Source organism: Halobellus rarus, from assembly GCF_024494595.1.
Taxonomy (GTDB): domain Archaea; phylum Halobacteriota; class Halobacteria; order Halobacteriales; family Haloferacaceae; genus Haloquadratum; species Haloquadratum rarum.
The window spans coordinates 52,208-76,059 of the sequence record NZ_JANHDI010000004.1; the positions used below are offsets into that span (position 1 = coordinate 52,208).

The window sequence follows — 23,852 nt, forward strand, 5'->3', positions numbered from 1 at the left end:
GCCTATGAGCGTGGTCGAGTCGCTGCCGTCGCGACCGCTGGAACCGCAGGAGCTGTTGGAACTCAACGCCGCCGAGGCGCTGGAGATGGCCGTTCCGATCGAAGACGAGGGCCGAGTGACGGGAGTGCTGATCGCGACGGCGACCTGGGTGAAAGGCCTGGGTTTCGACCCGGACGCCGGGTCGTGGGCGGTCGTCGAGACCGTCTCGCTCGGCGACGGAATCGAGCGCGTCGACGCCTTGCAGGCCTGTGAGGCCGAGATCCTTCGGTTCCGCGGCGACGACCCGGCGGAAGTGACAGCCGCGAATGCACCCGGGACCTACGAACCAGCCGTCGACGGGAACGAGTGACGCCAGCGGAGAATCGAAACCCGCCGTCTATGCGTGATTCTACGGCTGACGAGGTACCGATCCGGCGCGTCGCGACCGGCCGTCTGGCAATCGCACCGACGGGGTAGTTTCTAAACCCTCGGCGTCGTACTCCAGTCTGAGACGATGTACGACAACATCCTCGTTCCGACCGACGGTAGCGCCGCCAGCGAGGGGGCAGTGGATCACGCCATCGAACTCGCGAAACAGTACGACGCGACGTTGCACGCGCTGTACGTGGTCGATACCGGCGCGTACTCGTCGATGGAAGTCGGCTCGGACATCGTCATCGAGGCGCTCCAGGAGGAGGGCAACCAGGCGGTCGAGCGGGTCGCGAGCGAGGCCGACGATGCCGGGATCCGGGTCGAAACGTCGGTCCGAACCGGAATCGCCCATCGAGCGATCGTCGAGTACGTCTCCGAGGAGGAGATCGACCTAGTGGTGATGGGAACTCACGGTCGGACCGGCGTCGGTCGATTCCTCCTCGGCAGCGTCGCCGAGAAGGTCGTCAGAACGGCCGACGCACCGGTAATGACGGTTCGAGCCAACAAGGAGGAAACCGAAGAGTGAACGGGGTCGGGACGCACGCCGCGAGTCAGGGTTACCGTCCGGGACGGCCACACGCCGACCGCTTCGCGAAGAGTTTTGAATCGGTCCGTCGAACGGCGAGGTATGACTGACTACACCGTCGAGTTCGTCGGCACGGGCGAGACGATCGAAGTCTCCGACAAGCAGACGATTCTGAAGGCCTGTATCGAGGCGGGCATCGCCCAGGAGTACTCCTGCCGCGTCGGGATGTGTCTGGCCTGTTCCGCCGAGATCGTCGCGGGCGACGTCGCCCAGCCTGCAGCGAGAGGGCTCACCGACGAGGAGCGCGAGAACTACGCGCTCACCTGTATGGCCCGCCCGCAGAGCGATCTGAAACTCGATCGGGGCGTGTATCCGCCGAGCATCGAACAGGACGCCGCGGACGCGGCCGCAGCGGCCGACGACGACTGATAGATTCTCTCGCCGGTGGGTAGTCGTACTAGTCCATCTCGAACCGTTTCGCAGGCACGGCCTCGAATCGGACGAAGAGTCACGCCGCAGCGTCCGGGGACGTGTGTTTCGTCGCGGTCTCGATACGTCCCAGTGCCGATCCTCACTGACCGACGCCGTTCGACCGCTCGTCCGGGTCCTCCGACGACACGCCGCCGCCGGTTCCGACGAAGGCGAACTCTTTGTCGGACAGTCCCTCCGCGACCGGATCGGTGGGAGGTGCCGACGCGTCCGGGGATCCGTCCCCGTCAGTCGAGCGCGTTGCATCGCCGGAGAACTCGTTCATCGGCGCCGGAGCGGGCTCGCCCGTGCCCCCGTTCGGCGGGGTCCCGCCGGCGTCCAGGTCGGCCAGTCGATCCGCGGCGCGCCGGATTCGCTCCATCTGCTGCGTCTGTTCTTTGCTCGCCTCGGCGACGTCGTCGACGCGCTCTGCCACCTCGTCGGCCCGATCGCGTGTCTTCTCGACCATCGCCGTCACCTCCTCTGCGCTGACGGCCTGTTCGTCGGTCGCGACCGCCACTTCGGTGATCCCCTCCGTCGTCCGCTCGACCGCGTCGACGATCTCGTCGAGGCTGTCCATCGCGTCCTCGCCGCGGTCGATTCCCTCGTGGAGTTTGTCGGTCGTCTCCGAGAGGCTCTCGATCGTGTCGGCGGCGTCGGCCTTCACGCGTCCGACCGTCTCCTCGACGTCGCTGGCGCGCTCGCGGGACTCCTCGGCCAGTTGCTTCACCTCGTCGGCGACGACCGCGAACCCGTCGCCCGCCTCGCCCGCTCGCGCGGCCTCGATCGACGCGTTCAGCGCGAGGAGGTTCGTCTGCTCGGCGATGTCGTCGATCGCCTCGATGACCGCGTCGATCTCGTCGATCTGCGACTGCAGGCGCTCGAGGTCCGCCGACGCTTCCGTGGCGGCGTCGGCGACCTCCTCCATCACGTCGATGGCCTCGTCGGCCGCCTCCTCGCCCGAGCGCGCTCGTGACGCCGCCTCGTCGCTCGTTCCCTCCACCTCGTCGGCGGTCGCGGCGATCTCCTCGACCGTCGCGCTCATCTGTGAGATCTCCGCCGCGACGTCCTCCATATCACCGGCCTGTTCGTTCGCGATGTCGCGGATCGCCGCCGAGCGTTCCGCGACGACCGACGACGACGAAGAGACGTCGTCGATCGGCTCCTGAAGATCCTGTTCGACGTCCCGTGCCAACTGCTCGCGGTGTTTCGCTTCGCGGCGTGCCTCCTCGCTGTACGCGTGGATGTACGTGTCCATCGCGATCTGTTGATCGAGCGCGAGTACTTTCAACAGTGACGTCGTCTGCGCGACGACGGCGTCGACCGCCTCGTCGACGGCTGCGTCGGTTGCGTCGTCCGCTGCTGTCGTCTCGGCGTCCACGTCCTCGTCCGTCGATCCACCCAGGAGGCCGGCGAGGAGACCACGTCGTTCCGATCGGGAGTCGGCCGCATTCCCGACGCCGCCATCGGAAGATCTCCCGCCTCCGGAGGCGTGGGCCGCCCCGTCTTCACCGCTCTCGACTCCCGAACCGTCCGCACTCCCGTACTCCGCTTTCACTTTCTCACCGATAGCGTCGATCAGGCCCTCGTAGTAGACGCTGTAGGCGCCCATATAGAACTTCGGCCCCATATTCAGCATCTCGTGGACCTTGCCCACACGCGCCCGCCGTGCGAAGTAGTCCCGATCGTAGTCCCCGTCGGTCAGTGATCGCAGATACGACTGTTGGTCGGTCTTCAGTCGATCGATACCCTTGCTCGATCGGCCGAGAACGTCCGTCGCGTTGGCGTCGCTCGTGAGGTGCTCGTAGAACTCGTCGACGACCTCGTCCGCCACGTCGTCGAACGTCGACTCCAGGCCCCGCATCCGTTCTCTGTCCGCGTCCTCGAGACGGACGAACGACTTCCGCCACTCGATCTCCGCGTCGTCGATGTCCAGCGCGTCGATCAGCTCCTCGCCGTCGACGCCCCCCCGGTTCTGCTCGTCGACGGCGACGTCCTGAGTGTTCATACGTGGGATACCGACGTCTCGACTTAAGATTGTTCGCAGCGGATATCACATCTGATAGCCGCGGGGAGCGTGTGTAGAATCACCCCGGGCTTCGGAGACGCTCTGGCGTCGGGAGCAACGATTAGGTGACGGGGACCCGCGGTATCGATATGGGCAGCGACGACGCGACCGCCACCGGGAGCGAGCGGACCCCCGAAGGCCTCCGGACGCGACTCGAATCCGAGTACTCCGCGGAACTCGCGTTGCTGGGATCGGAGCGGTTCCGCACCGCCGCAGCGGGCGGACCGCCGAAACCGGAACCGCTGCTTTCGGCCGCGGCCGAGAGCGAGCACGCGGCCCGGATCACGTTCACCGAGTGGGCGGCCGACGAGGGCGATCCGGGTGCCCGAGACGCCTTCGAGTCGGTGATCGATCAGGAGACGGAGCACCGCGAGCGGGTCGCCGCCGAACTCGACGAGTGGACGCCGGAAGCCGGCGGGGCGGGACCGATGCACGCGTACCTCCGGGGACGGGAGGCGACGGTCGAGCGGATCGCCGGCGGGATGGTCGGTCGCCCGCTCGTCTCGCTCCGAACGCACGCGCAGTTGATCGACTTCTTCGAGAACGAGCGGGAGACGAGCGACTCCGCACGGCGAGCGGCGCTGTTTCGCGACCTCAGAGCGGAGACCGCCGGCACGCTGGAAGACGGGCTAGCCCTGCTCGGAGAGCGGTGTGGAAGAGCGGAGTGGAAGACGGCGGAACTGGTCGCCGGCTACACGATCCGACTCGCCTACGACGACACCGCCGACGCACTGCGGTCGCTCGGGATCGATCCCGACGTTGGTGACGAGTGAGCCGGCTTCCTCTCTGGCGCCCACCTCGCTCCGCTCGGTCGAACGCCGTGAGGCTGCGCCTCACGTGCCCGACGAAACTGCGCTTCGTCGAACGCCGATAGACTCGCTTCGCTCGTCTATCGAGCCCGATTCGGCTCACGCCGAATCGAACAACTCCTCACCGTCGACCATGTGTTCCTCGACGGCGTCCATATCGAGCGTCAGACCGAGCCCCGGTTCTTCGGGGATCTCGATGGAGCCGTCCTCGATGACGGTCTCCTCGACGAGGTCGTCCCACCAGCCGAGCTCGTAGGAGTGGTACTCGACGGCGAGGGCGTTCGGGATCGCCGCGCCGACCTGCGCGGAGGCCATCGTCGCGACCGGCGAGGAGACGTTGTGCATCGCCACCGGGACGTAATACTGGTTCGCCACGTCGGCGACCTTCCGCGTCTCGCGCATCCCGCCGACCTTCGGCAGGTCGGGCGCGATGATGTCGACCGCCTGGTTCTCGATCAGCCGGCGCTCCTCGGTCACTCGATAGCGGTTCTCCCCGACGGTGATCGGCGTCGTCGTCGACTTCGTGACCTCCTCTTGGACTTTCAGGTTCTCCGGCGGCACGGGGTCTTCGAGCCACCAGACGTCGTACTCTTCGATGGCGTCGGCGAGCCGCTTCGCCGACCCGCCCGAGAAGGTCCAGTGGCAGTCGAAGGCGACGTCCGCGCGGTCCTTCACGCGCTCTGTGACCTGCTCGACGATCTCGGCCTTGTGGCGGATTTCGCCGGGTCGGAGGTGGCGGTTCGCGCGGTCCTTCTCCAGTCCGGAGGGGACGTCGAGGTCGAACTTCAGGGCGTCGTAGCCCAGTTCCTCGACGACGCGCTCGGCCTCGTCGGCGCAGGCCTCGGGGTCGGCCTCCGCCTCGGTGTGACAGTCGCAGTAGACGCGCATCTCGTCGCGGTACTTCCCGCCGAGGAGCTGGTAAGCGGGGAGTTCGAGTATCTTCCCGGCGAGGTCGTGCAGGGCGACCTCGATGCCGGAGATGGCCGTGACGGTGACGCCCTCGATCGAACCCTCGCCGGACATCTTCTGGATCAGGTGCTCGTAGAGCCGATCGATGTCGAGGGGGTTCTCGCCGACGATCATCGGCGTCATCCGCTCGATGAGCTCCGGAACGCCCGCGCCCCAGTAGGCCTCGCCGGTGCCGACGATCCCGGCGTCGGTGTAGACGCGCACGAGCGTCCAGGGGAAGTTCCCGTCCACCATCGTGGTCTGGACGTCCGTGATCTCGACGTCGCGGCCGCCGCCGCGCTTGGCGCGCACCCCCATCGTCTCCGCGGACAGCTCCCGCATCGTGTACTCCGCGTTCGGGTCGTGTAACTCGGCGTAATCGACTCCCATAGACAGTAGTTTACTCGTTATGAGGTAAATCTTTGGAGAACGGCGGAACCGGGAGGTCCCTCGAACCGCTCAGCCGATCTGCGCCGCCCGGATCGCGGTTTCGACGTCGTCGAGCGGCCGCTCGGTGATGCTCGGGCCGTGGCCGACGTGGATCACGTCGAGGTCCTCCTCCAGTGATCGCCGGAGGTACTGGATGCTCTCGACGAGCGTCTCGCGGTCGCCGCCCTCCAGGTCCGTCCGGCCGAACGCACCGTTGGCGAACACGAGGTCGCCGGCGAAGCAGACGCCGGCCGACCGAGCGTAAAAACAGAGGTGATCTGGCTTGTGCCCCGGCGTGTGCAGCGCCTCGTAGTCGTCGTCGCCGATCTGGACCGTCTCACCGTCGGCGATCCGGTGGTCGACGTACTCGCTCTCGGGGTCGAATCCCCACGTCTCGACGTCGAACGCGTCGCGGACGGCGGCGACGTTCTCGACGTGATCGGGGTGCGTATGCGTGAGATACAGGCGGTCGAGACCGTCGGCGTGCGCCTCGATCCGGGACACGACGTCGAAGTTCGCGCCCGCGTCGACGAGGGCTGTCGTCTCACCGGTGACGAGAAAGACGTTCGCGGTGAACGCCCGGACGTCGCGTGCGAGGTTGTGGATCACGATCAACGATAAGAGAGCCCCGGACTTGCGTCTTTCCGCTCGCACGCGCGGTACGCCTGCACCGGTGTGGCAAACCGCCCCGAAGCCGGGCCGGCGCGTCCGATCCGCGTCGGTCGGGGCGCTTTTGTGTGCCCGCGTCCAGCGACCGATATGTACCGGAAGGGCCACTTCGGCGTCTCGCTCATCGTCTTCGCGCCCATCGCGTTCGCTCTCCTGGCGTTCGATCGGGCGGACCTCGCGCTCGTCACCGGCGGCACGATGCTCTGGCTCGCGATGCTTCCGGACGTCGATCACCGGATTCCGGGCGTCCCCCACCGCGGGCCGACGCACTCGCTGGCCTTCGCGGCGCTCGTCGGGGCGGCGTTCGGGGCTGCTGGCGTCGCCGTGCAAACGATCGCCGGCGGCGAGATCGCGGTCGACGTCGCCACGATCACACAGGGCGTCTCGCTCGGTGTGGCCGGGTTCGCACTCGGCGCGCTCACCGTCGTGGCACACCTGCTCGGAGACGCGCTCACCCCCGCCGGCGTCAACTTCCTGTGGCCGCTGTCGGGACGCACGTACACGCTGGGGCTGTGGACCGCCGACAACGCGGTCGCCAACTACGGGCTCCTCGCGACCGGCGTGTTCGCGACCGGTGCTGCGGCGTATCTCGGCGTCGCGGTCTGAGCGTGCGGCACAAGGCTTATTTATCGCCTTTGCGTGCCTTCGAACGCAATGGCGAAAGGTAAGGTTGCGTTCTTTAACGACACGGGCGGTTACGGTTTCATCGAAAGCGACGATTCTGAAGAAGACGTCTTCTTCCACATGGAGGACGTCGGCGGCCCCGACCTCGAAGAGGGCCAGGAAGTCGAGTTCGACATCGAGCAGGCCGACAAGGGCCCGCGAGCGACGAACCTCCAACGCCTGTAAGAACGCACCACGAGAGCGGTACTGCGGTCGGCGATCCCGTCGAGTCTCACCACGATTCTGCATTTCTCACCCGGCGAGCGACGCGTCTGTCGAGTCCGTCACCGACGGTGATCGGGTTTCCAGTTGAGTCTCCGCCGCTTTCCGACGCGGGCGTTCGCCTCGTTCCGATAGGGCAGGTCGCCGAGAAAGCAGACGTCGTGCGCGGTGCGTCGAACGGAACCCGGGCCGCCACGTACCCGTCTCTGCCCTTCAGCAGCGCTCCGTCGGCACGCTCGTGGAACGAATCGTATTCTCCGGTCATCTTTATCCGGAGGGCAAGAATTTAGACGACGGCCAGAGTGGTGGGAGATAGATTGCAATGGACGGCGCTACTCCCCGGGTCCTCGTCGTCGAAGACGAACCCGACTTGGCCGAACTCTACGCTATTTATCTCTCGGACCTCTACGACGTGCAGACAGCCACCGACGGTGAGACGGCGCTCGAGCTGGTCGACGGGGAGACGGACGTCGTCCTCTTAGACCGGCGGATGCCCGACCTGACGGGCGACGAGGTACTCGAAGAGATCCGAGCGCGCGGGCTGGAGACCCAGGTCGCGATGATAACCGCGGTCGAACCGGACGTGGACATCGTCGAGATGCCCTTCGACGACTATCTGGTCAAACCCGTCACGAAGGAGGACCTCCACGGCCTCGTCGAGGTGTTGCTGCGACGGGCGAACTACGACGAGCGCTCCCAGGAGTTCTTCAGGCTCGCCTCGAAGAAGGCCGCCCTGGAGTCGTCACCGGACGTCTCCGTGGAGAACGAGGAGGAGTACCGGGAACTGACCGAGCAGATGGAGTCGATCCGCGCCGAACTCGACGAGACTCTCGCGGAACTGAGCGAGGACGACTTCCGCGAGGCGTTCGCGTCGTTCCCGGACATCGAGATCGACGAGCCGGAAACCGACGACGGATTCGGTTCGCCCCCGCAGTCCTGACCGGCCGCCCCGATCCGTCGGTCGGGTCGCTCGACCGGGCGGCCGCCGAACCGTTCGGTCTTGCGGCGCTACTCTCTCCGACTCCCCGGTTGCGGGTCGACGTGCGCCGGGGCGAGGAGGTCGTCCAGACGTCGGTCGTCGAGCCACTCGAGTAGCTCGACCAACTGTTCCGCCGCGGCCTCGAAGAGGCGTTCGCCGACCTCGGCGGTCGCGTCCGTCTGATCGCCGAAGACCCCGTTCTCGGAGTTTTCGACGGCGTCGTAGAAGATCCGCGCGCCGTGTTTCTGCAGGTGTTCTGCGGCCTCGACGTCGCGGACGCCGCCGTCGCGGGCGGATTCGAGTTCCCCTTCGCGGACCAGTTCCGGCGCGAGATGCTGGATCATCGCCGTCTCCTTCGGTCCGCCGTGCGGGCCGTTGTGCTCGAAGACCTCCTCGACGAGGTCGGGGATCGACTCGTCCCACATCCACTCGATCGCGTAGAGCGTCCCGTCGTCGCGGAGGCGACGACCGACCTCCCGGAGGTGCTGGACGTTGCCGCCGTGGGCGTTGACGTAGACGACGCGGTCGACGCCGTGGTACGCGAGGTTCCGCGTCAGCGACTCGACGTAGTCGCGGAACTGCGGCGCGTCGACCCACATCGTCCCGTGGAACTGCCGGTGGTGCGGACTCACGCCGACGTTGACCGTGGGAGTGCAGAGAAACCCCGTCCGCTCGGCGGCCTCGCGGGCCAGTCCCTCGGCGATGAGGTGATCTGTCGCGAGCGGGAGGTGCGGGCCGTGCTGTTCGGTCGATCCCAGCGGGACGACGGCGACCGACTCCTCGGCGACGTAGTCTCCGAGTTCGGGCCACGTCTGGTCTGCGACGTACATACCGGCCGAAGGCGGTGCGGCGTCAAGAAGGTACGGCACGGGGCGGCGGGGTGCGGTCGTCGTCGGTTGACGGCTACACCGCTGCTTCCGTCTCGCCAGATACCACTCCGCCCTCGGCCTCGTCGTCGCCACCGTCGGTCCGCTCGCGGATCACGAGGACGAACGCCCCGAGACCCACCAGGAGGACGATGAACGAGACGAGGCCGCCGACGAACGGGACGAAGTCGGCGAGCGCGACCACGGCGACGCCCACGACGAGCGCGGCCCATCGGTTCTCGGAGTCGATCAGCGAGAGCAACCACGTCCCGACGACGAGGGCCCCGTAAACCGACGTCACCCACAGGAGGAGAGCGAAGACGAGGAACCCGGCGATCGAGAGCGGGATCCCGACGATTGTCAGCAGGAGGAGGAGCAGTACGATCGGCGTGCCGACGAGGGCGAGGAGCCCGGTCCCGCCGCTTCGGAGCGCTCGCGACGTCCCGGTCGCGACGACGTCCCGGGCGAAGCGAGGCGCGGCGAGGAGCAGCACCGCGCCGAGGAGGAGGCTCACGAGCGCGCCGTAGATCACACCCACCCAGGAGGGGATCGGCGGCAGGGCGAGTCCCCCGTCGGATCCGAACACGTCGGGACCGGCGACCGACAGCGACTCGTCGCGGGTGACCGACCCCGAGACCGACGCCTCGTCCGAGAGGGTGAAGTCCTCGGCGTCGTACCTCAGCGATCCGCCGATCGTCGCCGTGGGCCCGACGGCGAACGTGTCGGCACCGACGGTCGCGTCGCCGTCGACCGCGCCGTCGAGGCGGACGTCCGCCGCGCCGGCTTCGAGGCCGCCGACGCGCGATCCCTCGCGGAGTTCGAGCGACGCGCCGCCGACGGTGAGCGCGCCCTCGACGACGCCTTCGATCACGACGCTGCCCGCCGCGGCGTCGAGCGAGCCGGTCACCCGTCCGGAGTCGGTGACGATGACCGACCCGGCCGCCGCGGAGACGTCGCCCTCGACGGTGCCGGCGATGACGACGCTTCCCGCGGCGGCGTCTAAGTTACCCTGATACGTTTCTCCGGCGTCGACGCGGACGGTGCCGCCGACCGCTCCGTCGGAGCCCGATCCGCTCGGGCCGAACTGCTGTGCGCCCGCGATCGTCGGCACCCCGCCGAAAACGACGAGAGCGGTGACGAGGAGGACTGCGAGTCGTCTGCGCGTGTGTCGTGACATCGTTTTCACGAGAGGAGGGACCTCTCAACTCAACGATACGATGGCATCGGACTTAATTGCTCCTGAGTGACAGGCCGCCTGAACGCCCTGCTCGTGTGGCTTTTTGACCCTCCGATGCGTGCGTTCGCTATGGAGTATACGACCCTCGGCGGGACGGGAACGACCGTCTCGAAGATCTGTCTGGGCTGTATGAGCTTCGGAGACACCGACTGGCGCGAGTGGGTGCTCGACGCGGAGGAGGGAAAGGAACTCGTCGAGCGGGCCATCGAACTGGGCGTGAACTTCTTCGACACGGCCAATATGTACTCCCGCGGTGGCTCCGAGCGCGTCCTGGGCGACGCCCTCTCGGAGTACGACCCCGACGAGTTCGTCGTCGCCTCGAAGGTGTACTTTCAGATGGACGACGACGATCCCAACTCGGGCGGGCTCTCGCGGAAGGCGATCGAACAGGAACTCGACGCCTCGCTGGACCGCCTCGGAATGGACACGCTGGATCTGCTACAGATCCACCGCTGGGACTACGACACGCCGATCGAACGGACGATGCGAACCCTCGACGACGCCGTGGATCGAGGGAAAGCGAGATACCTCGGGGCGTCGTCGATGTGGGCTCACCAGTTCGCCGAGGCGCAACACGTCGCCGACCGCGAGGGACTGACGCCGTTTTCGACGATGCAGAACCACTACAACCTGCTCTATCGGGAGGAAGAGCGCGAGATGCTACCGCTGTGTGAGAAACAGGGCGTCGGGGTCATCCCGTGGTCGCCGCTCGCTCGCGGGTGGCTCGCGCGCCCCCACGAGGAGTCGCGGTCGACGACCCGGGGCGAGACCGACGATCACGCCCACCAGCACCCGTATCTGGAGGGCGGCGGCCGCGAGGTCAACGAGCGCGTGCAGGAACTCGCCGACGAGAAGGGCGTGAAGATGGCGCAGATCGGCCTCGCGTGGCTGTTCGAAGACGACCGTGTCGACGCGCCGATCGTCGGCACGACGAGCGTCGAGCACCTCGAAGACGCCGTCGAAGCGCTATCGATCGATCTCTCGGAGTCCGATATCGAGTACCTCGAGGCGCCCTACGAACCGGTCCGCGTCTCCGGCCACGAGTAGTCGGAGTCAGAATCGGGGCCCGATCCCGAAATCCGCCAGACCGCCCGGGCGGCGACTATCGCGATCGCCACCTCCGAGAGGCCAACGACGAGGAACGCGGCGAGATAACCCGCCGTCGACGTCGTCGTTCCGCCGAGCAGGAAGCCCGCGAGGAAGCCGAGGCTGCCGAAGACGTTGAACCCGCCGAGCGCTGCGCCGCGGGTCTCGACCGAGGCGACGTCGGTCACGAGCGCCATCGTCGCGGGCGCGACGAGGGCCCCGAGGGCGCCGACGGCGGCCATCGCCGCGATCGCGACCCAGAGAACCGGGGCGACGCCGACGGCGATGATACCGAGCCCGTAACAGACCGAGCCGACGATCACCGGGATGGCCCGCCCGATCCGGTCGGAGAGAACCCCCGCAGGATACTGCAGCAGCGCGAACGGGACGAAGAAGGCGGCGAGCGCCAGCCCCGCGCCGGCGGCGTTCAACCCGAACGACTCCCGGAAGTAGTAGACGCCCACGAGCGCGAAAAAGCCCGCAGTCATCCGGTCGATGAACCCGAACGCGTAGGGGACGGCGAGCACCGGTCGCCGTCGGAGCCGACCGAGCACGTCGCCGACGCGGAGGCGCTCGCCGCTCGGAAGCTCCTCGGAGATCGTCACGAAGAGGATCCCGACCGCCACGAGCGTCCCGGCGGCCGCGTACAGCGGGTACAGGGGGTCCGCGTCGGCGAGGCGGCCGCCGACGACCGACCCGAGCGCCGCGCCGAGGCCGATCGCGATTCCAGCCGCGCCCATGTTCCGTCCGTTTCCCCCCGAAAGGTCCGCGAGCGCCGTGATGGCGAGCGAGAACGCGCCGATCGTCGCCGCGCCGCCGACGAGTCGGACGACGAGGACGCCCGTGAACGGGAGTCCGACGATCGGTGCCGCCGCGAGGACGAGATAGCCTGCCGCGCCGCCGAATGCGCCCGCCGCGGCCAGCGGCATCCGTCGGCCGACGGCGTCGCTGGCGGCACCCCACACGCTGGCGAAGGCAACGAAAGCGGCGAACTCGGCGACGAGGAACCACATCCCCGCTCGGATGGTTCCGCCGCCGCCGAGCGCGGCGACGATGTCCTCGACGCCGGGGTACAGAAAGACCTGCGAGACGAGGACTCCCCAGACCCCGACGGCGAGTCGAACGCGAGTCCCGCGGCGTGTCACGGGGAGCGGTTGGCTCTCCGCACAAATATCCGCGTCGTTTCCGGGACGTATCCGAATCCACTTAGCCGTCCGTCGCGTAACCCAGGTATGTTCGGCGGGGGAGACGAGACGAGCCGACGGGCGGTTCTGAAGGGGGCCGTCGCCGTCGGCGGCGCGGCGGCGCTGTCAGCGTGTCTGGAGGAAACCGATCCGGAGCCGGTGCCGAGCGGTCCCGAGGACCCGTCGTCGCTCTCGGAGCGTCAGCACGCCTGGAACGACCGCGTTCGAACCGACGATCACGGTAACACTCTTCTCCCACGCCACCAGCTCCTCCTGTATCTCACGCTGCCAGGGGACGGGCCGCCGGAGGCCGCCGCCAGACGAGACGTCGAATCCGCGCTCCGGACGCTCGATCGGGCCTACGAGCGGAGCAGCGACGGCCTCCTGCACTCGCTCGCCTACTCGCCGCGGTACTTCGATCGCTTCGGGGTAGACCTCCCGGCGTCGATCGACCTCCCCGAACCGCGGGCGCTCTCGCCGTTCGAGGCGCCGGAGTTCGACCGACAGGACGCGCTCCTGCACCTGGCCTCGGACCGCGCGGACGTCGTTCTCGCCGCCGAGGAGGCGCTTCGGGGCAACGAACCGACGGCGAACGGTCGGGATCTGGAATCGGCACTGACAGACGTCTTCGAGGTCACAGACCGACGAAGCGGGTTCGTCGGTGCCGGGATGCCCGCGGAGCGACAGGACGGCCTCGCGGGGATTCCATCCTCGAACCCGGTCCCCGAGGAGTCGCCGTTGTTTATGGGATTCGTGGCCGGGTTTCGGAAGAACCAGGCGACGGAAGATTACGTCACCCTCTCGGACGGCCCGTTCGCGGGCGGCACGACGAAGCACGTCTCGAATCTCCGGATGCGCCTCGACGACTGGTACGGCGAGCAGTCCTTCGAGGAGCGCGTCGCGGAGCTGTTCTCACCCGTCCACGCGGCGGACGGGCTGGTCGACGGGGTCGGCGCGAATCTCGGTGACGACAGCGGAATCACACCGGAGATGATCGACGAGATCCGACAGCACGCTCGGCGGTTCGGTCGCGTCGGCCACGCACAAAAAGCAGCGCGGGCGAACCGGAACGAAGACGGCACCGTCCGAACGCTCAGACGCCACTTCGAGTCCACGGACGACGACGAGGCGAGCCTCCACTTCCCGAGCCTCCAGCGGGGGATCACGACGTTCGAGGAGGTCCGGGAAGCGATGAACGGAACGGACCTCGCGGACGTTCCGACGATCCGCCAGCGCGTGAACAACGGGATACTGGAGTACGTCTTCGTCAAGCGCCGCGGCAACTTCCTCGTCCCGCCGCGCTCGCAGCGATCGCTCCCGACGCCGACGGGCGAGACGCCCGGGATCTGATACTGTCGGCCGTGACTACGTGAAGGGTCCTCGACACTCCGGGTGCCGAAATCATACACAGATGTACGTCCGACAGTACGAGCTCACAGCTGACTGTCGATCGCCGAACTGACCGCGTCCCACTGGTAGTCGTCGAGCAGTTCCCCGTTCACGTAGACGGCCGGCGTTCCGGGAATGTCCCGATCAGAACCCGTCTGTCGATCCGCCTCGACGACCTCGCGGTAGGGTTCCTGGTCGGCGGCCGCGGCGACCGCACAGCCGTCGACGCCGAGTTCGTCTGCCAGATCGTGGACGATCTGATACCCGTTCTCGCTCAGATCGCCCTGGTTCTCGTAGACGCCCTCGGTGAAGGCAAAGAACGTCTCGTCGTCGGCGCGGTCCTGCACCGCGCGGGCGGCGGAGGCGGCCGCCCACGACCACGTCTCGTCGACGGGAATCGGGAAATCGAAGAACCGATACCGGACGTCCCCGGCGTCGACGTAGTTCGATTTGATCTCCGGGTACACGTCGGTCGTGAACGTCTGGCAGTGCGGACAGGCGAAGTCCTCGAACACCTCGACGGTCACCGGAGCGTCCTCTGGACCGAGGGTCGGGCGGGGCAGTGAGGAGACCGACTCCAGCGTGCCGACGTCGCAACCGTCGGGCAGATCTGCGCTCTCTGATCCCGATCCCGATCCGCCGAGACAGCCTGCCGTAGCGCCGACCGCCGCCGTTCCACCGATCGCAGCGAGGTAGGCCCGTCGTGTGGGTCGCATAGCTGTGTGAACGAATCGGCGACATATATACCGTGCCGATCCCGAACGAGTGCTTCCCCATAGGGCCGCGTCGCTCCGCAGCGGCGTCGCGCCCGGTCAGAACCAGTCGACTTTTCACCGCCGCGGCTCCCTTCTCCCGTATGGAGTTCGAAGAGGACGACAGCGTGGTACTGCACGACAAGCACAGCGAGTTCGACGGCGAGACCGGCACGATCACGCAGGTCGTCGAGACGATGTTCGGCGACGCCACCTACACCGTCAGCTTCGAGGACGGTCAGGAGGTCGGCATCTCCGCCGACCAGCTCGACCCCGCAGACGAGGCCGACGACGAGGAGTAGCGGAGTTTTTCCCCTCTCGGCGCGAAGCGTCCCCAATGCCCCGGATCCCGTTTCACTACGTCGATCTGCGGACCTTCTGCTACGAGACCGAGGACGAAAAGCGGGTCGAGAGCGCGCTGCGGACGTTTCTCCCCGAGGAGTTCGACCTGACCCGAACCGAGAGCGCGGGCCACCACGGCGACCGGATCGTCGTCCTCTCCGCGCGCGTCGAGAACGCCGACGACGTCCGGCACGTCCTCGCTCGCCTGAGCGAACTCCCCGAGTTCGAGACGCTGCTCTCGGAACTCGACGAGCGCGTCACCGACAACACGGAACTGTTCCTGCGGCTCGACAAGCAGGCGGCCTTCCGTGGCGACGCCCGGCGCGGCGACGGTATCACCCTCCGCGCAAAGGTGGAGGCCTACCCCGCGACGAAGGAGGCGGCGGTCGAGAACGCCCGCGAGGCGCTCGAACGAGCGGACGCGCTCGACTCGGATACCGAATAGTGGCGAACAGGCAGCACGGGCGGTCGCCGCAGGGCGCTGTGCTACGCAACCGCGGCACGCCCCGCGTCAGCGGTCAGTACACGGCGTGCGTGGTCCCGCATTCGGATATAAACGCTCGCGAGAGGAAGCCGCTCTCGTTCGGAGCGAACCGGTACTACGATACCGACTCGGCCCAGTCGATCAGTCCTCGGTCCACTTGATCGAACAGCCCTGCGACGGCGTCTCTTCGACCGGAATCATCTCACCCGCGAGCAGTGCCTCGACGGCTTCGCGCATCTCGTATCGCTCCGGTTCCGCGTCGGGGTTCATCGCGTCGTCGATTCGAGAGTGGAAAGCCAGTCGGAAGGCGTCGCCGTCGCGTTCGAAGAGGAACGGGTCGGGCGTACAGACCGCGCCGTACTCGCGAGCGACGTCCTGAGACTCGTCACGGAGGTACGCCGTGTAGCGGATTTCGCCGTCTTCGACGCGCTCGCGCATCCGCTCGAAGGAGTCGTCGGGGTACTCCTCGGCGTCGTTCGGGTTGATACCGACGACGGCGAGGTCGTCGTACGCCTCGCTCAGGTGGTTGAGTTCGTCGACCTTCGCTTCGGCGTAGGGGCAGTGGTTACACGTGAAGACGACGAGCAGCGCGTCGTGGTCGGCGAAATCGGAGAGCGCGTACGTCTCGCCGTCGGCACCCGGGAGTTCGAACGCCGGTGCCTCGTCGCCGTGCGCCAATTCCGAATCGGATTCGACCAGGACCATACCCGTCGATTGGGTCCCGAGACAGAAGTGGTGTTCGTTCGCCCGGGACCGGCACTCACTCGACGCTGACGAGGTAGACCGCGACGACGCCGAGGCCGATTCCGAGCAGTTTCCGCGCGGTCAGGGACTCGTTCAGGAACGCGATCCCGAGGATCGAACTGAGGACGAGGAACATCCCGAAGATGGGCGAGACGACGCTGACGGGGCCGAGCGAGAGCGCTCGGTAGTACGCGAGGATGCCCACCGTCAGACAGACGCCCGCGAGGACGACGTAGCCGACTTTCGGATGCGTCACGTACCCCAACGCGTCTTCGCCGTTGTAGAGGACGATGCCGGCGGTCAGAACGACCAGGATCGTGTTCGTCATCATCGTCGCGACGTTGCTCGGAATCTGCGCCGTGCCGGTCGTCGCGACCCGCATAAACGGGGCCACGAGGGAGTAGGCGACGAGCGCGAGGATCGCCCACGGGAGGTAGCTCATACCCGACTCTCCGCACAGGCGCGGATTCATCGTTTCGATCGCAGACGGGCGGTCCGGCCGTCCATCGGCGCGGACGCGGACGCCACCGCTGCCGCGGGGATCAGTCGTCAGCGGCGGCTGACGCCGTCGTCGAGGTGGTCTGTTGGGCGACGCGGGCGATCCGCCATCCCAGCGCGAGCGAGCACGCGCCGAGCACGGCGACGAGCGCGAACGACGCCGCGAGTCCGACCGCATCGATCAGGTAACCGAACAGCGGCGGCGCGACCGCGCCGCCGAGCGAGATGCCGATGGTGACCAGCGCGAAGTTCTTTCCGAGGTCGGCCCGCGCCGAGAGCGCGTCCGCCAGCGACGACCGGGCCGGCCGGGAGAGGCTGATGCTGCCGCTGAAGAGGAGCACGATTCCGAGCGCGAGCGGTGGGAGCGCGAGCGTCGCGAGCAGGGCGGCGACGACGGTCAGAAGCCCGTAGCCAGCGACGACGACCGGGCCCGTTCCGATTCGGTCGGTCAGCGCGCCGCCGACGAGGATGAGCCCCGAACCGACGACGAGCATCGCGGCGGTGAGCGCGCTCGCGGTCCCCTCGGGTAGCCCGTACCCCGCAGCTAGGAGGCTGGGCGTGTACGTCCGGATCGCCCACGCCGAGACCGAGGTGAGGAAGGCGAGGACCGTCAGCGCGAGGATCCCGCGCGAGGAGGCGAGCGTCCGGAGGAGAGACTGGACTCGCCCGGGGACCGAACGGAGCGTCGGTCGCCCGTCGGGGCGCTCCGCGAGCCCCGGGCGCGTGACCTCGTCGTCGACGGAGCGGAACCCGTACAGACAGTACGCGGCGTAGCTCCCTCCGACGACGGTCACGACGCCGATAGCGACGCGCCAGGAGAGCCCGAGCGCCGTCGTCGCGGCGACCACCGCGTAGGGGGCGGCGAGGCCGACCGCGCCGCCGAAGGCGTGGGCGCTGTAGGCCCGCCCGCGATTTTCGGCGGTCGAGACAGCCGCCAGGAGCGGGTAATGCGCCGGGTGGTGGCCGGCGACGCCGACCCCGAGGATCACCTGCGCGCCGAGCAGCCACCAGTAGGAGGGAGACAGCGCCGTGAGCGCGGCGCCGAGGGTGCCGACCACGAGCGAGATCCCGAGGACGAGCGTCCGGCTGTAGGCGTCGGAGACGTACCCGAAGGGGAGCTGGAGGGCGAGGACGACGGCGTTCTGCACGCCGATCGCGAGCCCGATCGCGGCGATACTGACGTCGAATCGCGCCGCGAGAACGGTGACGAGCGGGGCCAACATCACGATGTACGCGTGGTTGACGAAGTGCGAGCCGGCGACGAGGCCGACCACCCGGCGGTCCTGCGCGTCAGTCACGGCTGACTGTCACCCCCGGACGGAAATATAGTCGCCGAATGCGATCCGGAGAGAGGTTCGCATCCCCCGGGGAAGCGTGGCGTCCGTTCCCCCCGCCGCGGAGCGTGTTCCACGGCACCCGTGGGCCCTCAGCCGCGAGTCGCCCGCGAACGCTTCTCTTCCCGCGTCGCCCACACCTCGGCGAACGCGTCGAAGAAGTCCGCGCCGGTGTCGACGACCACGTGTTCGGCGCGGTACCGCCGCGCCCGCGCTTCGATCTCGTCGACGTGGGCGGAGAGCCGCTTCCGATACGACTCGACGGTCGACCCCGCGAAGTACGCCCGATGGGTCGACCCCGTCTCGGGGTCCTCGAAGACGGTGTCGCCGACGACGTCGGGGTCGCGCTCCTCGGGCGCGACGACGTGAACCAAGAGAACGTCGGTGTCGCCGAGGGCCGCGAGTCCGTCCTCGATCGCCTCGGGGTCCTCCAGGAAGTCGCTCACGACGACGACGAGCGACCGCGAGCGGATCGTTCGGGCGTACGCGGACAGCGACTCGACGAAGTCCGTGCGGTCGTCCGGGTCGATCGCGTTGACCGAATCGAGGAGGCCGAGCAGTTCGCCGCGCGTCGACCGACCGCGATCGAGTCTCTCGAAGTCGGTCCCGATCGTCGAAAAGCGGAACGAGTCGTGGCCCGCGGCCGCGATGTAGGCGAACGCCAGGCCGACGCGCGCGGCGAACTCGAACTTGTTTTCGCTCCCGTCGCCGAAGTCCATCGACGCCGAGGTGTCGAGGAGCACGTGGACCGTGAGGTTCCGCTCGGCCTCGTACTGCTTGATGAAGTACTCGTCCGTCCGGGCGTAGACGCGCCAGTCGATCAACCTGACGTCGTCGCCGGGAGTGTATCGACGGTAGTCACTGAAGGTGAGACCCTCGCCGACGTTCGGCGACTGCTGTTCGCCCTGCTGCCGCGAGTCGGTCTGCTGGCGCAGCGACCGCTCCAGGCGGGCGAGTTCGTCGAAGAAGGCGGGCTCGATCGGCATCGTCACAGCAGCGCCGAGACGGCGTCGTCGGGGGTCACGCCCTCGCGCTCGGCCCGGAAGTCGACGATGAGCCGGTGTCTGAGCACCGGGTGGGCCATCGCCTCGACGTCCGCCCAGGAGACGTGCGCCCGGCCGTCGAGGAACGCCCGAGCCTTCGCGGCGAGGACGAGTCCCATACTGGCCCGCGGGCTCGCGCCGAACTCGACGTCCTCGGCCGTTCGCGTCGCCCGTACCAGGTCGATCACGTCGTCGCGGACGTCGTCGGCGATGGGGACCTGGCGGGTCAACTGCTGGGCGCGCTGGAGGCCGTCCCGCGAGAGCACCCGATCGACGGTGGGATCGGGCGCGCCCGTCGTGTACCGGTCGACGATCTCCCGCTCCTCGTCGCGGTCGGGGTAGTCGACGAGGATCTTCAGGAGGAAGCGGTCGGTCTGGGCCTCCGGCAGGGGATAGGTCCCCTCCTGATCGATCGGGTTCTGCGTCGCGAGCACGAAGAAGGGCCGCGGCAGCTCGCGGGTCTCCCCGGCGGTCGTCACCTGCTTCTCCTGCATCGCTTCGAGGAGCGCGGCCTGGGTCTTCGGCGTCGCGCGGTTGATCTCGTCGGCGAGGACGAGGTTCGCGAACACGGGGCCGCGCTCGAAGACGAACTCCCGCTCCCCGCCGACCTCCCGGATGATCTCCGTGCCGGTGATGTCGGCGGGCATCAGGTCGGGCGTGTTCTGGATTCGGGAGAAGGAGAGGTCCGTCGCCTCCGCGACCGTTCGCACGAGCGTCGTCTTGCCGAGCCCGGGGTTGCTCTCGATGAGGGCGTTGCCGTCGCAGAGCAGGCAGACGAGGAGCTGTTCGACGACGTCGGACTGGCCGACGATTCGCTTCGCGACCTCCTCGCGGAGGGCGGCGAGTCTGCGCTGTATCCGGTCGATCTCCTCGTTCGTTCCGTTCATAGGTTAGCGTGCATCGTTCGTGGTTCCGTCTTCGTCGTCGTCGAGTTCCCTGATCCGGAGGTTGTACTCGCGGACGAGTTCGGCGTCTTCGATCCGCTCCTCGCCGGCGAAGCCGGCCTGCTGGCTGTCGAACTCGCCGGTACCGCCGCCCCCGCCGAAGCCGTCGCCCGGCCCGGTCGGGGCGTCGCCGCTCCCCTCGCCGGTCCCCGGGACCGAGATGTTCTCGAACTCGTCGCCGGCCTCGACGTCCTCGGGATCGCCGAGGATCTGATCGCCGTCCTGCAGTTCGTCGTCGTCCGGTCGATCGACGGACGGGTCGCCGCCGCCGGCCCCCAACAGCCCGGCGAGGTCGGGGTCGACGACGGCGATTTGAACGCTCGCGAGGCTCACGATGACGACCAGGACGACGGTCACCGCCACGCGGCGCGTCTCGACGAGTTCGAGCGTCGAGGTGCGCCCCAGGGTCTCGATCACGTCCCCGTAGAGCCGACGCGCCATCTCGGTGTCGGCGCCGTGGTCGACCGCGTCGCGGGCGGTTCGCAGCGCCTCCCGGACCGGCGGGTTCGCGGCCTCGAACTGCTCGACGAGCGGGCGGCGCAGCCTGAGGGCGTACTCCCCGGCGAACGCGACGAGGCCGATGGCGACGGCGACGAGCGACGTCGCGTCGACCGCCCGCGGGGCGAAGTCGCCGACGAGCGGGGCTGCCCCGAGCGCTTCGGCGAGAAGTCCCGGAATCCGGACGTCGACAGCGAGCCACGGCGGTTCGATCAGCGCGAGGACGAGATTCGCGAGGAGCGCGAGGAGCGCGGCGTCGACGGCGGCGTGGACGACGGCGGCCTTGCGAACCTCGGCTCTGACCTCGTCGAGCGCGTCGCGGATCCGCGCGGTCGACTCCTCGGCGCCGGCTTCGACACCGTCGCCCGCCTCGCCGTCGGCACCGTCGTTGATGCCGTCGCTCGACGGGCCGCCGTCGACGAACCCCGGGTCGGCGTCGAACCGCCCGTCCTCGTCGGGTCCGTGTTGCTCCGGATCAGACATCCTCGCACTCCTCCGGGACGCTGTCGTTCTCCTCCCGCAACTGCTCACAGACCGAGCGCAGGTCCTCTCGGTAGCCGTCGCGCTCGGACCGGACCTCGGCCAGCGTTTCGTTCGCCGCCGCCAGTTCCGACTCCAGGCTGCTCACTCGCGTCTCTAAGGATTCGATCCGGTCGCGAGCGGACCGGAGCTCCTCGCGGAGCTGTTCGTTCTGCGCCCGCAACTGCTCGTTCTGGGCCTCGACTTCGGAGACGCCGGACTGAAAGAGCGCCGTGGCTCCGACCGTCCCCGCGGCGAGGACGAGGAGGGCGGCGACGAGCGCGATGTTCAGTCGGCGACCGACGTACGTCACGGGAGACCTCCGTCAGAGGTGGTCGTTCGGCGACGAACTTGAAGCCGCCGATAGCTCACCTCGGCCGTGAAGACGAGCAGTCCGGCCAGGAGGAACAGCCACGTCCAGTCGGTCTTCACGGGTTCTACGCCGCGGGCGCGCTGGCTCGCGAACCGCGCGATCTCTGCCCCCTGGGCGGCGGTGAACTCTCGACCGCCAGTGTCGGCGACGAGCGTGTCGAGAGCCGGATCCGGCCCGAACGCGGCGTACTCCCGCGGGTAGTTCGCGGCGTACGTCGCGCCGAGGACGTCGTGGTAGCCCGTCTCCTCGGGCGTTACCGTCGCCCGGAACGTCTCCTCGCCGACCCGCTGGAACGACGCCCCCGCAGCCTCGGGTCGCTCGGTACCGCGGTACGTCACCGCCGTCGACTCGCCCACGCGCGTGTCGGAGATTCCGGTGACCCCGGTCGCCTTCCGCTCGGGATCGCCGACGGCGTAGTTCGTCGTCCGCGTCAGGAGCAGCGAGTCGGGCTCGCGGAGCAGGCCGTCGAGCGTCCCGTCCTCGCCGTGGGCGGTGAGCGTCGCCACCCGGCCCAGCCCGTAGCGCCACGTCGCGAGCGCGGGCTGGCCGTTGCCGCCGGCGACGAGGAAGTCCGCGCCCTGCCGGACTGAGACGTCGTTGAACGCCCCCGGCGACGACGTCAGCGTGACGCCACTGGTGACGAACGAGCGCCGATCCAGGACGACGAGTTCGGACGCACCGGCTGCTCCCGAGCCGCCGAAGAGGATGCCGAGGCGGGTCGTCTCGGTCGCGCGGAAGTAACTGCCGCTGCCGGCGCCGGCGATCGTCTGCAGCGTGCGCTCGTTGACGCGTTCGCCGGCACCGACGGTGACGACGCGGACGCCGCGGTCCGATAATTGCGCGGCGACGCCGGCGGCCTCGTCGGGGCTGTCGTGACCGTCGCTGACGAGGATGATCGTCCCCGGGCGATCGCCGAGGAGGTCGCCGCCCCCGCGGACGCCCGCGGCGATGTCCGTCGCGCCGCCGGCGCGGAGCCGTCGGATCGTGTCTTCGAGTTGGGCGCGGTTGTCCGAGAGGGGTTCGACGTCCGCGACGCGGTAGGCCTGGTAGTTGAAGCCGACGATCCCGACCTCGTTCTCGTCGCCCAACTGATCGAGCACCGAGAGCGCCGCGGACTTCTGTATCGCCATCCCCTCCCGGGCGCTCCCCGAGACGTCGACCGCGAGGACGATGTTCGTCGCGCGGGCCTGGCCCTCGCCGGTCGTGACCGGGAGCATCGACGCGAGGTTCGACCCCTCGTAGCCGCCGCTCTCGAAGGAGTTGGGGCCGCCGACGACGAACAGGCCGCCGCCGTCGATGACGAACCGCTGGAGCCGGTCGACGTTCCCCACCGAACCGGCTGGCGCGTCCTGGACGACGACGGCGTAGTACGGCGAGAGGTCCTCGGGCACTTCGTCGGCCGTCTCCACGTCGTACAGGTCGCCGAGGTAGTCGCGGAAGGGGTACTCGCCGGGGGAGAGATACAGAATCTTCGGTTGCTCGACCACGCGGACGGTCTTTCCGAAGACGTCGTTCTCCTCGAACCGGTCGGTCGTCTCGATCTCGGCGGTGATCGTGTGGCTGCCGGTCGACTCGAACGTGTGGTTGAACTGGGCCGTCGTCGGGGCATCCTCGAAAGACCGTTCGAGCACCCGCTCGCCGTCGACGCGAACCGTGAGTGTCGCCGACGTGTTCGGGCCGACGCCGTCGACGCGAGCGGCGAAGGCGTTCTCGACGCCGAGACTCACCTTCTCGGGCCCGGCGACGCTGACGTACCGCTCGGCGAACTGCGGCTCCGGCGAGACGACGGAGACCGTCGCGTTGACCGAGCGCGCGAGCGTCGCCGCCTCCTGCAGCGACTGGCCGCTCGTCACCCGACCGTCGCTGAGGAGCACCAGATTGCCGTCCGCTTGGACGTTCGCCGCGACGGCCTCGCCGACGGGCGAGGAATCGTTCGTGCCGACCGGGACCCGCCGGACGGAGACGCCCTCGCTCTCGATCGATTCGGTGATCCGGTCCGCGACGTTCGGCGTGACCGCGGTGCTGTCGGACTCGTCGACGAGCAGCGTCACGCTGGGGTCGCCTGCGGTCACCTGCGACTGGACGGTGTAGGGGCCGGCCGCCGAGAGGACGAGAAGCGCGACGACGACGACCCGCGCGAGGAGGAACCACCGTCTGGAGCGTTCCGACGCCGTCCCGTCGGCATCGCGAAAGACGAGCGCCCAGAGCGCGACGGCCGCGATCGGGAACGCGAGGAGGAGCAGCGGTCGCTCGACGCCCACCGAGAGCGCCTCCGTGAGTTCGACGGCGGCGGCGAGCGGAGAGGGTGGCTGCCCCGAAGACAGTGGCCCGCGATAAACCGGAAGTGACGATATCAAACTACGCATC

26 protein-coding genes are annotated in these 23,852 nt (G+C 68.3%); 11 read left to right on the top strand and 15 right to left on the bottom strand.

The window, feature by feature from the left end; all coding sequences use genetic code 11:
* Positions 1-4: 4 nt before the first annotated feature.
* The 3 genes from NO876_RS05385 to NO876_RS05395 all read left to right on the top strand — a co-directional run bounded on the left by NO876_RS05385 (position 5) and on the right by NO876_RS05395 (position 1,366).
* Positions 5-349, top strand: a complete 345-nt coding sequence (locus tag NO876_RS05385; protein ID WP_256420659.1) for a DUF7964 domain-containing protein — start codon at positions 5-7, stop codon at positions 347-349.
* Positions 350-493: 144 nt separating this feature from the next.
* Complete coding sequence (locus NO876_RS05390) at positions 494-937, top strand: universal stress protein (protein ID WP_256420660.1); 444 nt, start codon at positions 494-496, stop codon at positions 935-937.
* A 102-nt stretch (positions 938-1,039) separates the two neighbouring features.
* A complete protein-coding gene (locus NO876_RS05395; protein WP_256420661.1) occupies positions 1,040-1,366 on the top strand; it encodes a 2Fe-2S iron-sulfur cluster-binding protein in 327 nt (108 codons plus the stop codon).
* A 142-nt stretch (positions 1,367-1,508) separates the two neighbouring features.
* Here the strand turns inward: NO876_RS05395 and NO876_RS05400 are convergent, their stop codons facing one another.
* Positions 1,509-3,413: a globin-coupled sensor protein gene (locus tag NO876_RS05400; RefSeq protein WP_256420662.1), complete on the bottom strand. Its 1,905-nt coding sequence runs from the start codon at positions 3,411-3,413 to the stop codon at positions 1,509-1,511.
* A gap of 149 nt (positions 3,414-3,562) precedes the next feature.
* Between NO876_RS05400 and NO876_RS05405 the strand changes: the two genes are divergently transcribed.
* Complete coding sequence (locus NO876_RS05405) at positions 3,563-4,246, top strand: rubrerythrin family protein (protein ID WP_305882868.1); 684 nt, start codon at positions 3,563-3,565, stop codon at positions 4,244-4,246.
* A 135-nt stretch (positions 4,247-4,381) separates the two neighbouring features.
* Here the strand turns inward: NO876_RS05405 and NO876_RS05410 are convergent, their stop codons facing one another.
* Both NO876_RS05410 and NO876_RS05415 read right to left on the bottom strand, forming a co-directional pair.
* Complete coding sequence (locus NO876_RS05410) at positions 4,382-5,620, bottom strand: mandelate racemase/muconate lactonizing enzyme family protein (RefSeq protein ID WP_256420664.1); 1,239 nt, start codon at positions 5,618-5,620, stop codon at positions 4,382-4,384.
* Positions 5,621-5,689: 69 nt separating this feature from the next.
* Complete coding sequence (locus tag NO876_RS05415; protein ID WP_256420665.1) at positions 5,690-6,268, bottom strand: MBL fold metallo-hydrolase; 579 nt, start codon at positions 6,266-6,268, stop codon at positions 5,690-5,692.
* 150 nt (positions 6,269-6,418) lie between these two features.
* Here NO876_RS05415 and NO876_RS05420 point away from each other — a divergent pair, with 150 nt between their 5' ends.
* The 3 genes from NO876_RS05420 to NO876_RS05430 all read left to right on the top strand — a co-directional run bounded on the left by NO876_RS05420 (position 6,419) and on the right by NO876_RS05430 (position 8,153).
* Positions 6,419-6,934: a metal-dependent hydrolase gene (locus NO876_RS05420; protein ID WP_256420666.1), complete on the top strand. Its 516-nt coding sequence runs from the start codon at positions 6,419-6,421 to the stop codon at positions 6,932-6,934.
* 48 nt (positions 6,935-6,982) lie between these two features.
* Positions 6,983-7,177 (top strand): cold-shock protein, encoded by a 195-nt coding sequence (locus tag NO876_RS05425; RefSeq protein ID WP_256420667.1) that lies wholly within the window; start codon positions 6,983-6,985, stop codon positions 7,175-7,177.
* Positions 7,178-7,535: 358 nt separating this feature from the next.
* A complete protein-coding gene (locus tag NO876_RS05430; protein WP_256420668.1) occupies positions 7,536-8,153 on the top strand; it encodes a response regulator in 618 nt (205 codons plus the stop codon).
* Positions 8,154-8,221: 68 nt separating this feature from the next.
* On the opposite strand, the gene NO876_RS05435 is transcribed toward NO876_RS05430, so the two are convergent.
* Together NO876_RS05435 and NO876_RS05440 are read right to left on the bottom strand one after the other, a co-directional pair.
* On the bottom strand, positions 8,222-9,022 hold the full coding sequence (locus NO876_RS05435) for a creatininase family protein (protein ID WP_256420669.1): 801 nt from the start codon (positions 9,020-9,022) through the stop codon (positions 8,222-8,224).
* Positions 9,023-9,095: 73 nt separating this feature from the next.
* Positions 9,096-10,235 (bottom strand): bactofilin family protein, encoded by a 1,140-nt coding sequence (locus NO876_RS05440; protein ID WP_256420670.1) that lies wholly within the window; start codon positions 10,233-10,235, stop codon positions 9,096-9,098.
* A 129-nt stretch (positions 10,236-10,364) separates the two neighbouring features.
* Here NO876_RS05440 and NO876_RS05445 point away from each other — a divergent pair, with 129 nt between their 5' ends.
* Positions 10,365-11,342, top strand: coding sequence for an aldo/keto reductase (locus tag NO876_RS05445; RefSeq protein WP_256420671.1), 978 nt, complete (start codon positions 10,365-10,367; stop codon positions 11,340-11,342).
* Here NO876_RS05445 and NO876_RS05450 read toward each other — a convergent pair.
* Positions 11,309-12,526 carry an MFS transporter gene (locus NO876_RS05450; protein ID WP_256420672.1) on the bottom strand — a complete coding sequence of 406 codons (1,218 nt, stop codon included), beginning with the start codon at positions 12,524-12,526 and terminating at the stop codon, positions 11,309-11,311. The two genes, NO876_RS05445 and NO876_RS05450, sit on opposite strands and share 34 nt — an antisense overlap.
* An 87-nt stretch (positions 12,527-12,613) precedes the next feature.
* Here NO876_RS05450 and NO876_RS05455 point away from each other — a divergent pair, with 87 nt between their 5' ends.
* Positions 12,614-13,915 (top strand): DUF7405 family protein, encoded by a 1,302-nt coding sequence (locus NO876_RS05455; protein WP_256420673.1) that lies wholly within the window; start codon positions 12,614-12,616, stop codon positions 13,913-13,915.
* Between the two features lie 83 nt (positions 13,916-13,998).
* Here NO876_RS05455 and NO876_RS05460 read toward each other — a convergent pair whose 3' ends face one another.
* Complete coding sequence (locus NO876_RS05460; RefSeq protein WP_256420674.1) at positions 13,999-14,670, bottom strand: DsbA family protein; 672 nt, start codon at positions 14,668-14,670, stop codon at positions 13,999-14,001.
* A gap of 140 nt (positions 14,671-14,810) precedes the next feature.
* On the opposite strand from NO876_RS05460, the gene NO876_RS05465 reads away from it, so the two are divergent.
* Both NO876_RS05465 and NO876_RS05470 read left to right on the top strand, forming a co-directional pair.
* Entirely contained in the window at positions 14,811-15,008 is a 198-nt protein-coding gene (locus NO876_RS05465; RefSeq protein WP_256420675.1) for a DUF1918 domain-containing protein, read from the top strand.
* 35 nt (positions 15,009-15,043) lie between these two features.
* The gene (locus tag NO876_RS05470) at positions 15,044-15,493 is read left to right on the top strand and encodes an RNA-binding protein (RefSeq protein ID WP_256420676.1); all 450 of its coding nucleotides are present in this window, start codon (positions 15,044-15,046) and stop codon (positions 15,491-15,493) included.
* Positions 15,494-15,673: 180 nt separating this feature from the next.
* Here the strand turns inward: NO876_RS05470 and NO876_RS05475 are convergent, their stop codons facing one another.
* From NO876_RS05475 to NO876_RS05510, 8 genes are all read right to left on the bottom strand, one after another.
* Entirely contained in the window at positions 15,674-16,237 is a 564-nt protein-coding gene (locus NO876_RS05475; RefSeq protein WP_256420677.1) for a thioredoxin family protein, read from the bottom strand.
* Between the two features lie 55 nt (positions 16,238-16,292).
* Complete coding sequence (locus NO876_RS05480) at positions 16,293-16,718, bottom strand: EamA family transporter (RefSeq protein ID WP_256420678.1); 426 nt, start codon at positions 16,716-16,718, stop codon at positions 16,293-16,295.
* Between the two features lie 100 nt (positions 16,719-16,818).
* Entirely contained in the window at positions 16,819-18,072 is a 1,254-nt protein-coding gene (locus NO876_RS05485) for an MFS transporter (protein WP_256420679.1), read from the bottom strand.
* A gap of 128 nt (positions 18,073-18,200) precedes the next feature.
* Positions 18,201-19,094, bottom strand: a complete 894-nt coding sequence (locus NO876_RS05490; protein WP_256420680.1) for a DUF58 domain-containing protein — start codon at positions 19,092-19,094, stop codon at positions 18,201-18,203.
* A gap of 2 nt (positions 19,095-19,096) precedes the next feature.
* Positions 19,097-20,038, bottom strand: coding sequence for an AAA family ATPase (locus NO876_RS05495; RefSeq protein ID WP_256420681.1), 942 nt, complete (start codon positions 20,036-20,038; stop codon positions 19,097-19,099).
* 3 nt (positions 20,039-20,041) lie between these two features.
* Positions 20,042-21,076, bottom strand: coding sequence for a DUF7502 family protein (locus tag NO876_RS05500; protein ID WP_256420682.1), 1,035 nt, complete (start codon positions 21,074-21,076; stop codon positions 20,042-20,044).
* Positions 21,069-21,425: an Atg14 domain-containing protein gene (locus NO876_RS05505; RefSeq protein ID WP_256420683.1), complete on the bottom strand. Its 357-nt coding sequence runs from the start codon at positions 21,423-21,425 to the stop codon at positions 21,069-21,071. Before NO876_RS05505 ends, NO876_RS05500 begins: the two co-directional genes overlap by 8 nt.
* Positions 21,422-23,851 carry a VWA domain-containing protein gene (locus NO876_RS05510; RefSeq protein WP_256420684.1) on the bottom strand — a complete coding sequence of 810 codons (2,430 nt, stop codon included), beginning with the start codon at positions 23,849-23,851 and terminating at the stop codon, positions 21,422-21,424. Before NO876_RS05510 ends, NO876_RS05505 begins: the two co-directional genes overlap by 4 nt.
* Between the last annotated feature and the right edge of the window lies 1 nt (position 23,852).

Excerpts from the sequence above, each read along its gene's own strand:
- NO876_RS05385 (WP_256420659.1), top strand. The coding sequence starts at position 5 with ATGAGCGTGGTCGAGTCGCTGCCGTCGCGACCGCTGGAACCGCAGGAG.
- NO876_RS05390 (WP_256420660.1), top strand. The coding sequence starts at position 494 with ATGTACGACAACATCCTCGTTCCGACCGACGGTAGCGCCGCCAGCGAG.
- NO876_RS05395 (WP_256420661.1), top strand. The coding sequence starts at position 1,040 with ATGACTGACTACACCGTCGAGTTCGTCGGCACGGGCGAGACGATCGAA.
- NO876_RS05400 (WP_256420662.1), bottom strand. The coding sequence starts at position 3,413 with ATGAACACTCAGGACGTCGCCGTCGACGAGCAGAACCGGGGGGGCGTC.
- NO876_RS05405 (WP_305882868.1), top strand. The coding sequence starts at position 3,563 with ATGGGCAGCGACGACGCGACCGCCACCGGGAGCGAGCGGACCCCCGAA.
- NO876_RS05410 (WP_256420664.1), bottom strand. The coding sequence starts at position 5,620 with ATGGGAGTCGATTACGCCGAGTTACACGACCCGAACGCGGAGTACACG.
- NO876_RS05420 (WP_256420666.1), top strand. The coding sequence starts at position 6,419 with ATGTACCGGAAGGGCCACTTCGGCGTCTCGCTCATCGTCTTCGCGCCC.
- NO876_RS05425 (WP_256420667.1), top strand. The coding sequence starts at position 6,983 with ATGGCGAAAGGTAAGGTTGCGTTCTTTAACGACACGGGCGGTTACGGT.
- NO876_RS05430 (WP_256420668.1), top strand. The coding sequence starts at position 7,536 with ATGGACGGCGCTACTCCCCGGGTCCTCGTCGTCGAAGACGAACCCGAC.
- NO876_RS05435 (WP_256420669.1), bottom strand. The coding sequence starts at position 9,022 with ATGTACGTCGCAGACCAGACGTGGCCCGAACTCGGAGACTACGTCGCC.
- NO876_RS05440 (WP_256420670.1), bottom strand. The coding sequence starts at position 10,235 with ATGTCACGACACACGCGCAGACGACTCGCAGTCCTCCTCGTCACCGCT.
- NO876_RS05445 (WP_256420671.1), top strand. The coding sequence starts at position 10,365 with ATGGAGTATACGACCCTCGGCGGGACGGGAACGACCGTCTCGAAGATC.
- NO876_RS05455 (WP_256420673.1), top strand. The coding sequence starts at position 12,614 with ATGTTCGGCGGGGGAGACGAGACGAGCCGACGGGCGGTTCTGAAGGGG.
- NO876_RS05460 (WP_256420674.1), bottom strand. The coding sequence starts at position 14,670 with ATGCGACCCACACGACGGGCCTACCTCGCTGCGATCGGTGGAACGGCG.
- NO876_RS05465 (WP_256420675.1), top strand. The coding sequence starts at position 14,811 with ATGGAGTTCGAAGAGGACGACAGCGTGGTACTGCACGACAAGCACAGC.
- NO876_RS05470 (WP_256420676.1), top strand. The coding sequence starts at position 15,044 with ATGCCCCGGATCCCGTTTCACTACGTCGATCTGCGGACCTTCTGCTAC.
- NO876_RS05475 (WP_256420677.1), bottom strand. The coding sequence starts at position 16,237 with ATGGTCCTGGTCGAATCCGATTCGGAATTGGCGCACGGCGACGAGGCA.
- NO876_RS05480 (WP_256420678.1), bottom strand. The coding sequence starts at position 16,718 with ATGAGCTACCTCCCGTGGGCGATCCTCGCGCTCGTCGCCTACTCCCTC.
- NO876_RS05490 (WP_256420680.1), bottom strand. The coding sequence starts at position 19,094 with ATGCCGATCGAGCCCGCCTTCTTCGACGAACTCGCCCGCCTGGAGCGG.
- NO876_RS05495 (WP_256420681.1), bottom strand. The coding sequence starts at position 20,038 with ATGAACGGAACGAACGAGGAGATCGACCGGATACAGCGCAGACTCGCC.
- NO876_RS05500 (WP_256420682.1), bottom strand. The coding sequence starts at position 21,076 with ATGTCTGATCCGGAGCAACACGGACCCGACGAGGACGGGCGGTTCGAC.
- NO876_RS05510 (WP_256420684.1), bottom strand. The coding sequence starts at position 23,851 with ATGCGTAGTTTGATATCGTCACTTCCGGTTTATCGCGGGCCACTGTCT.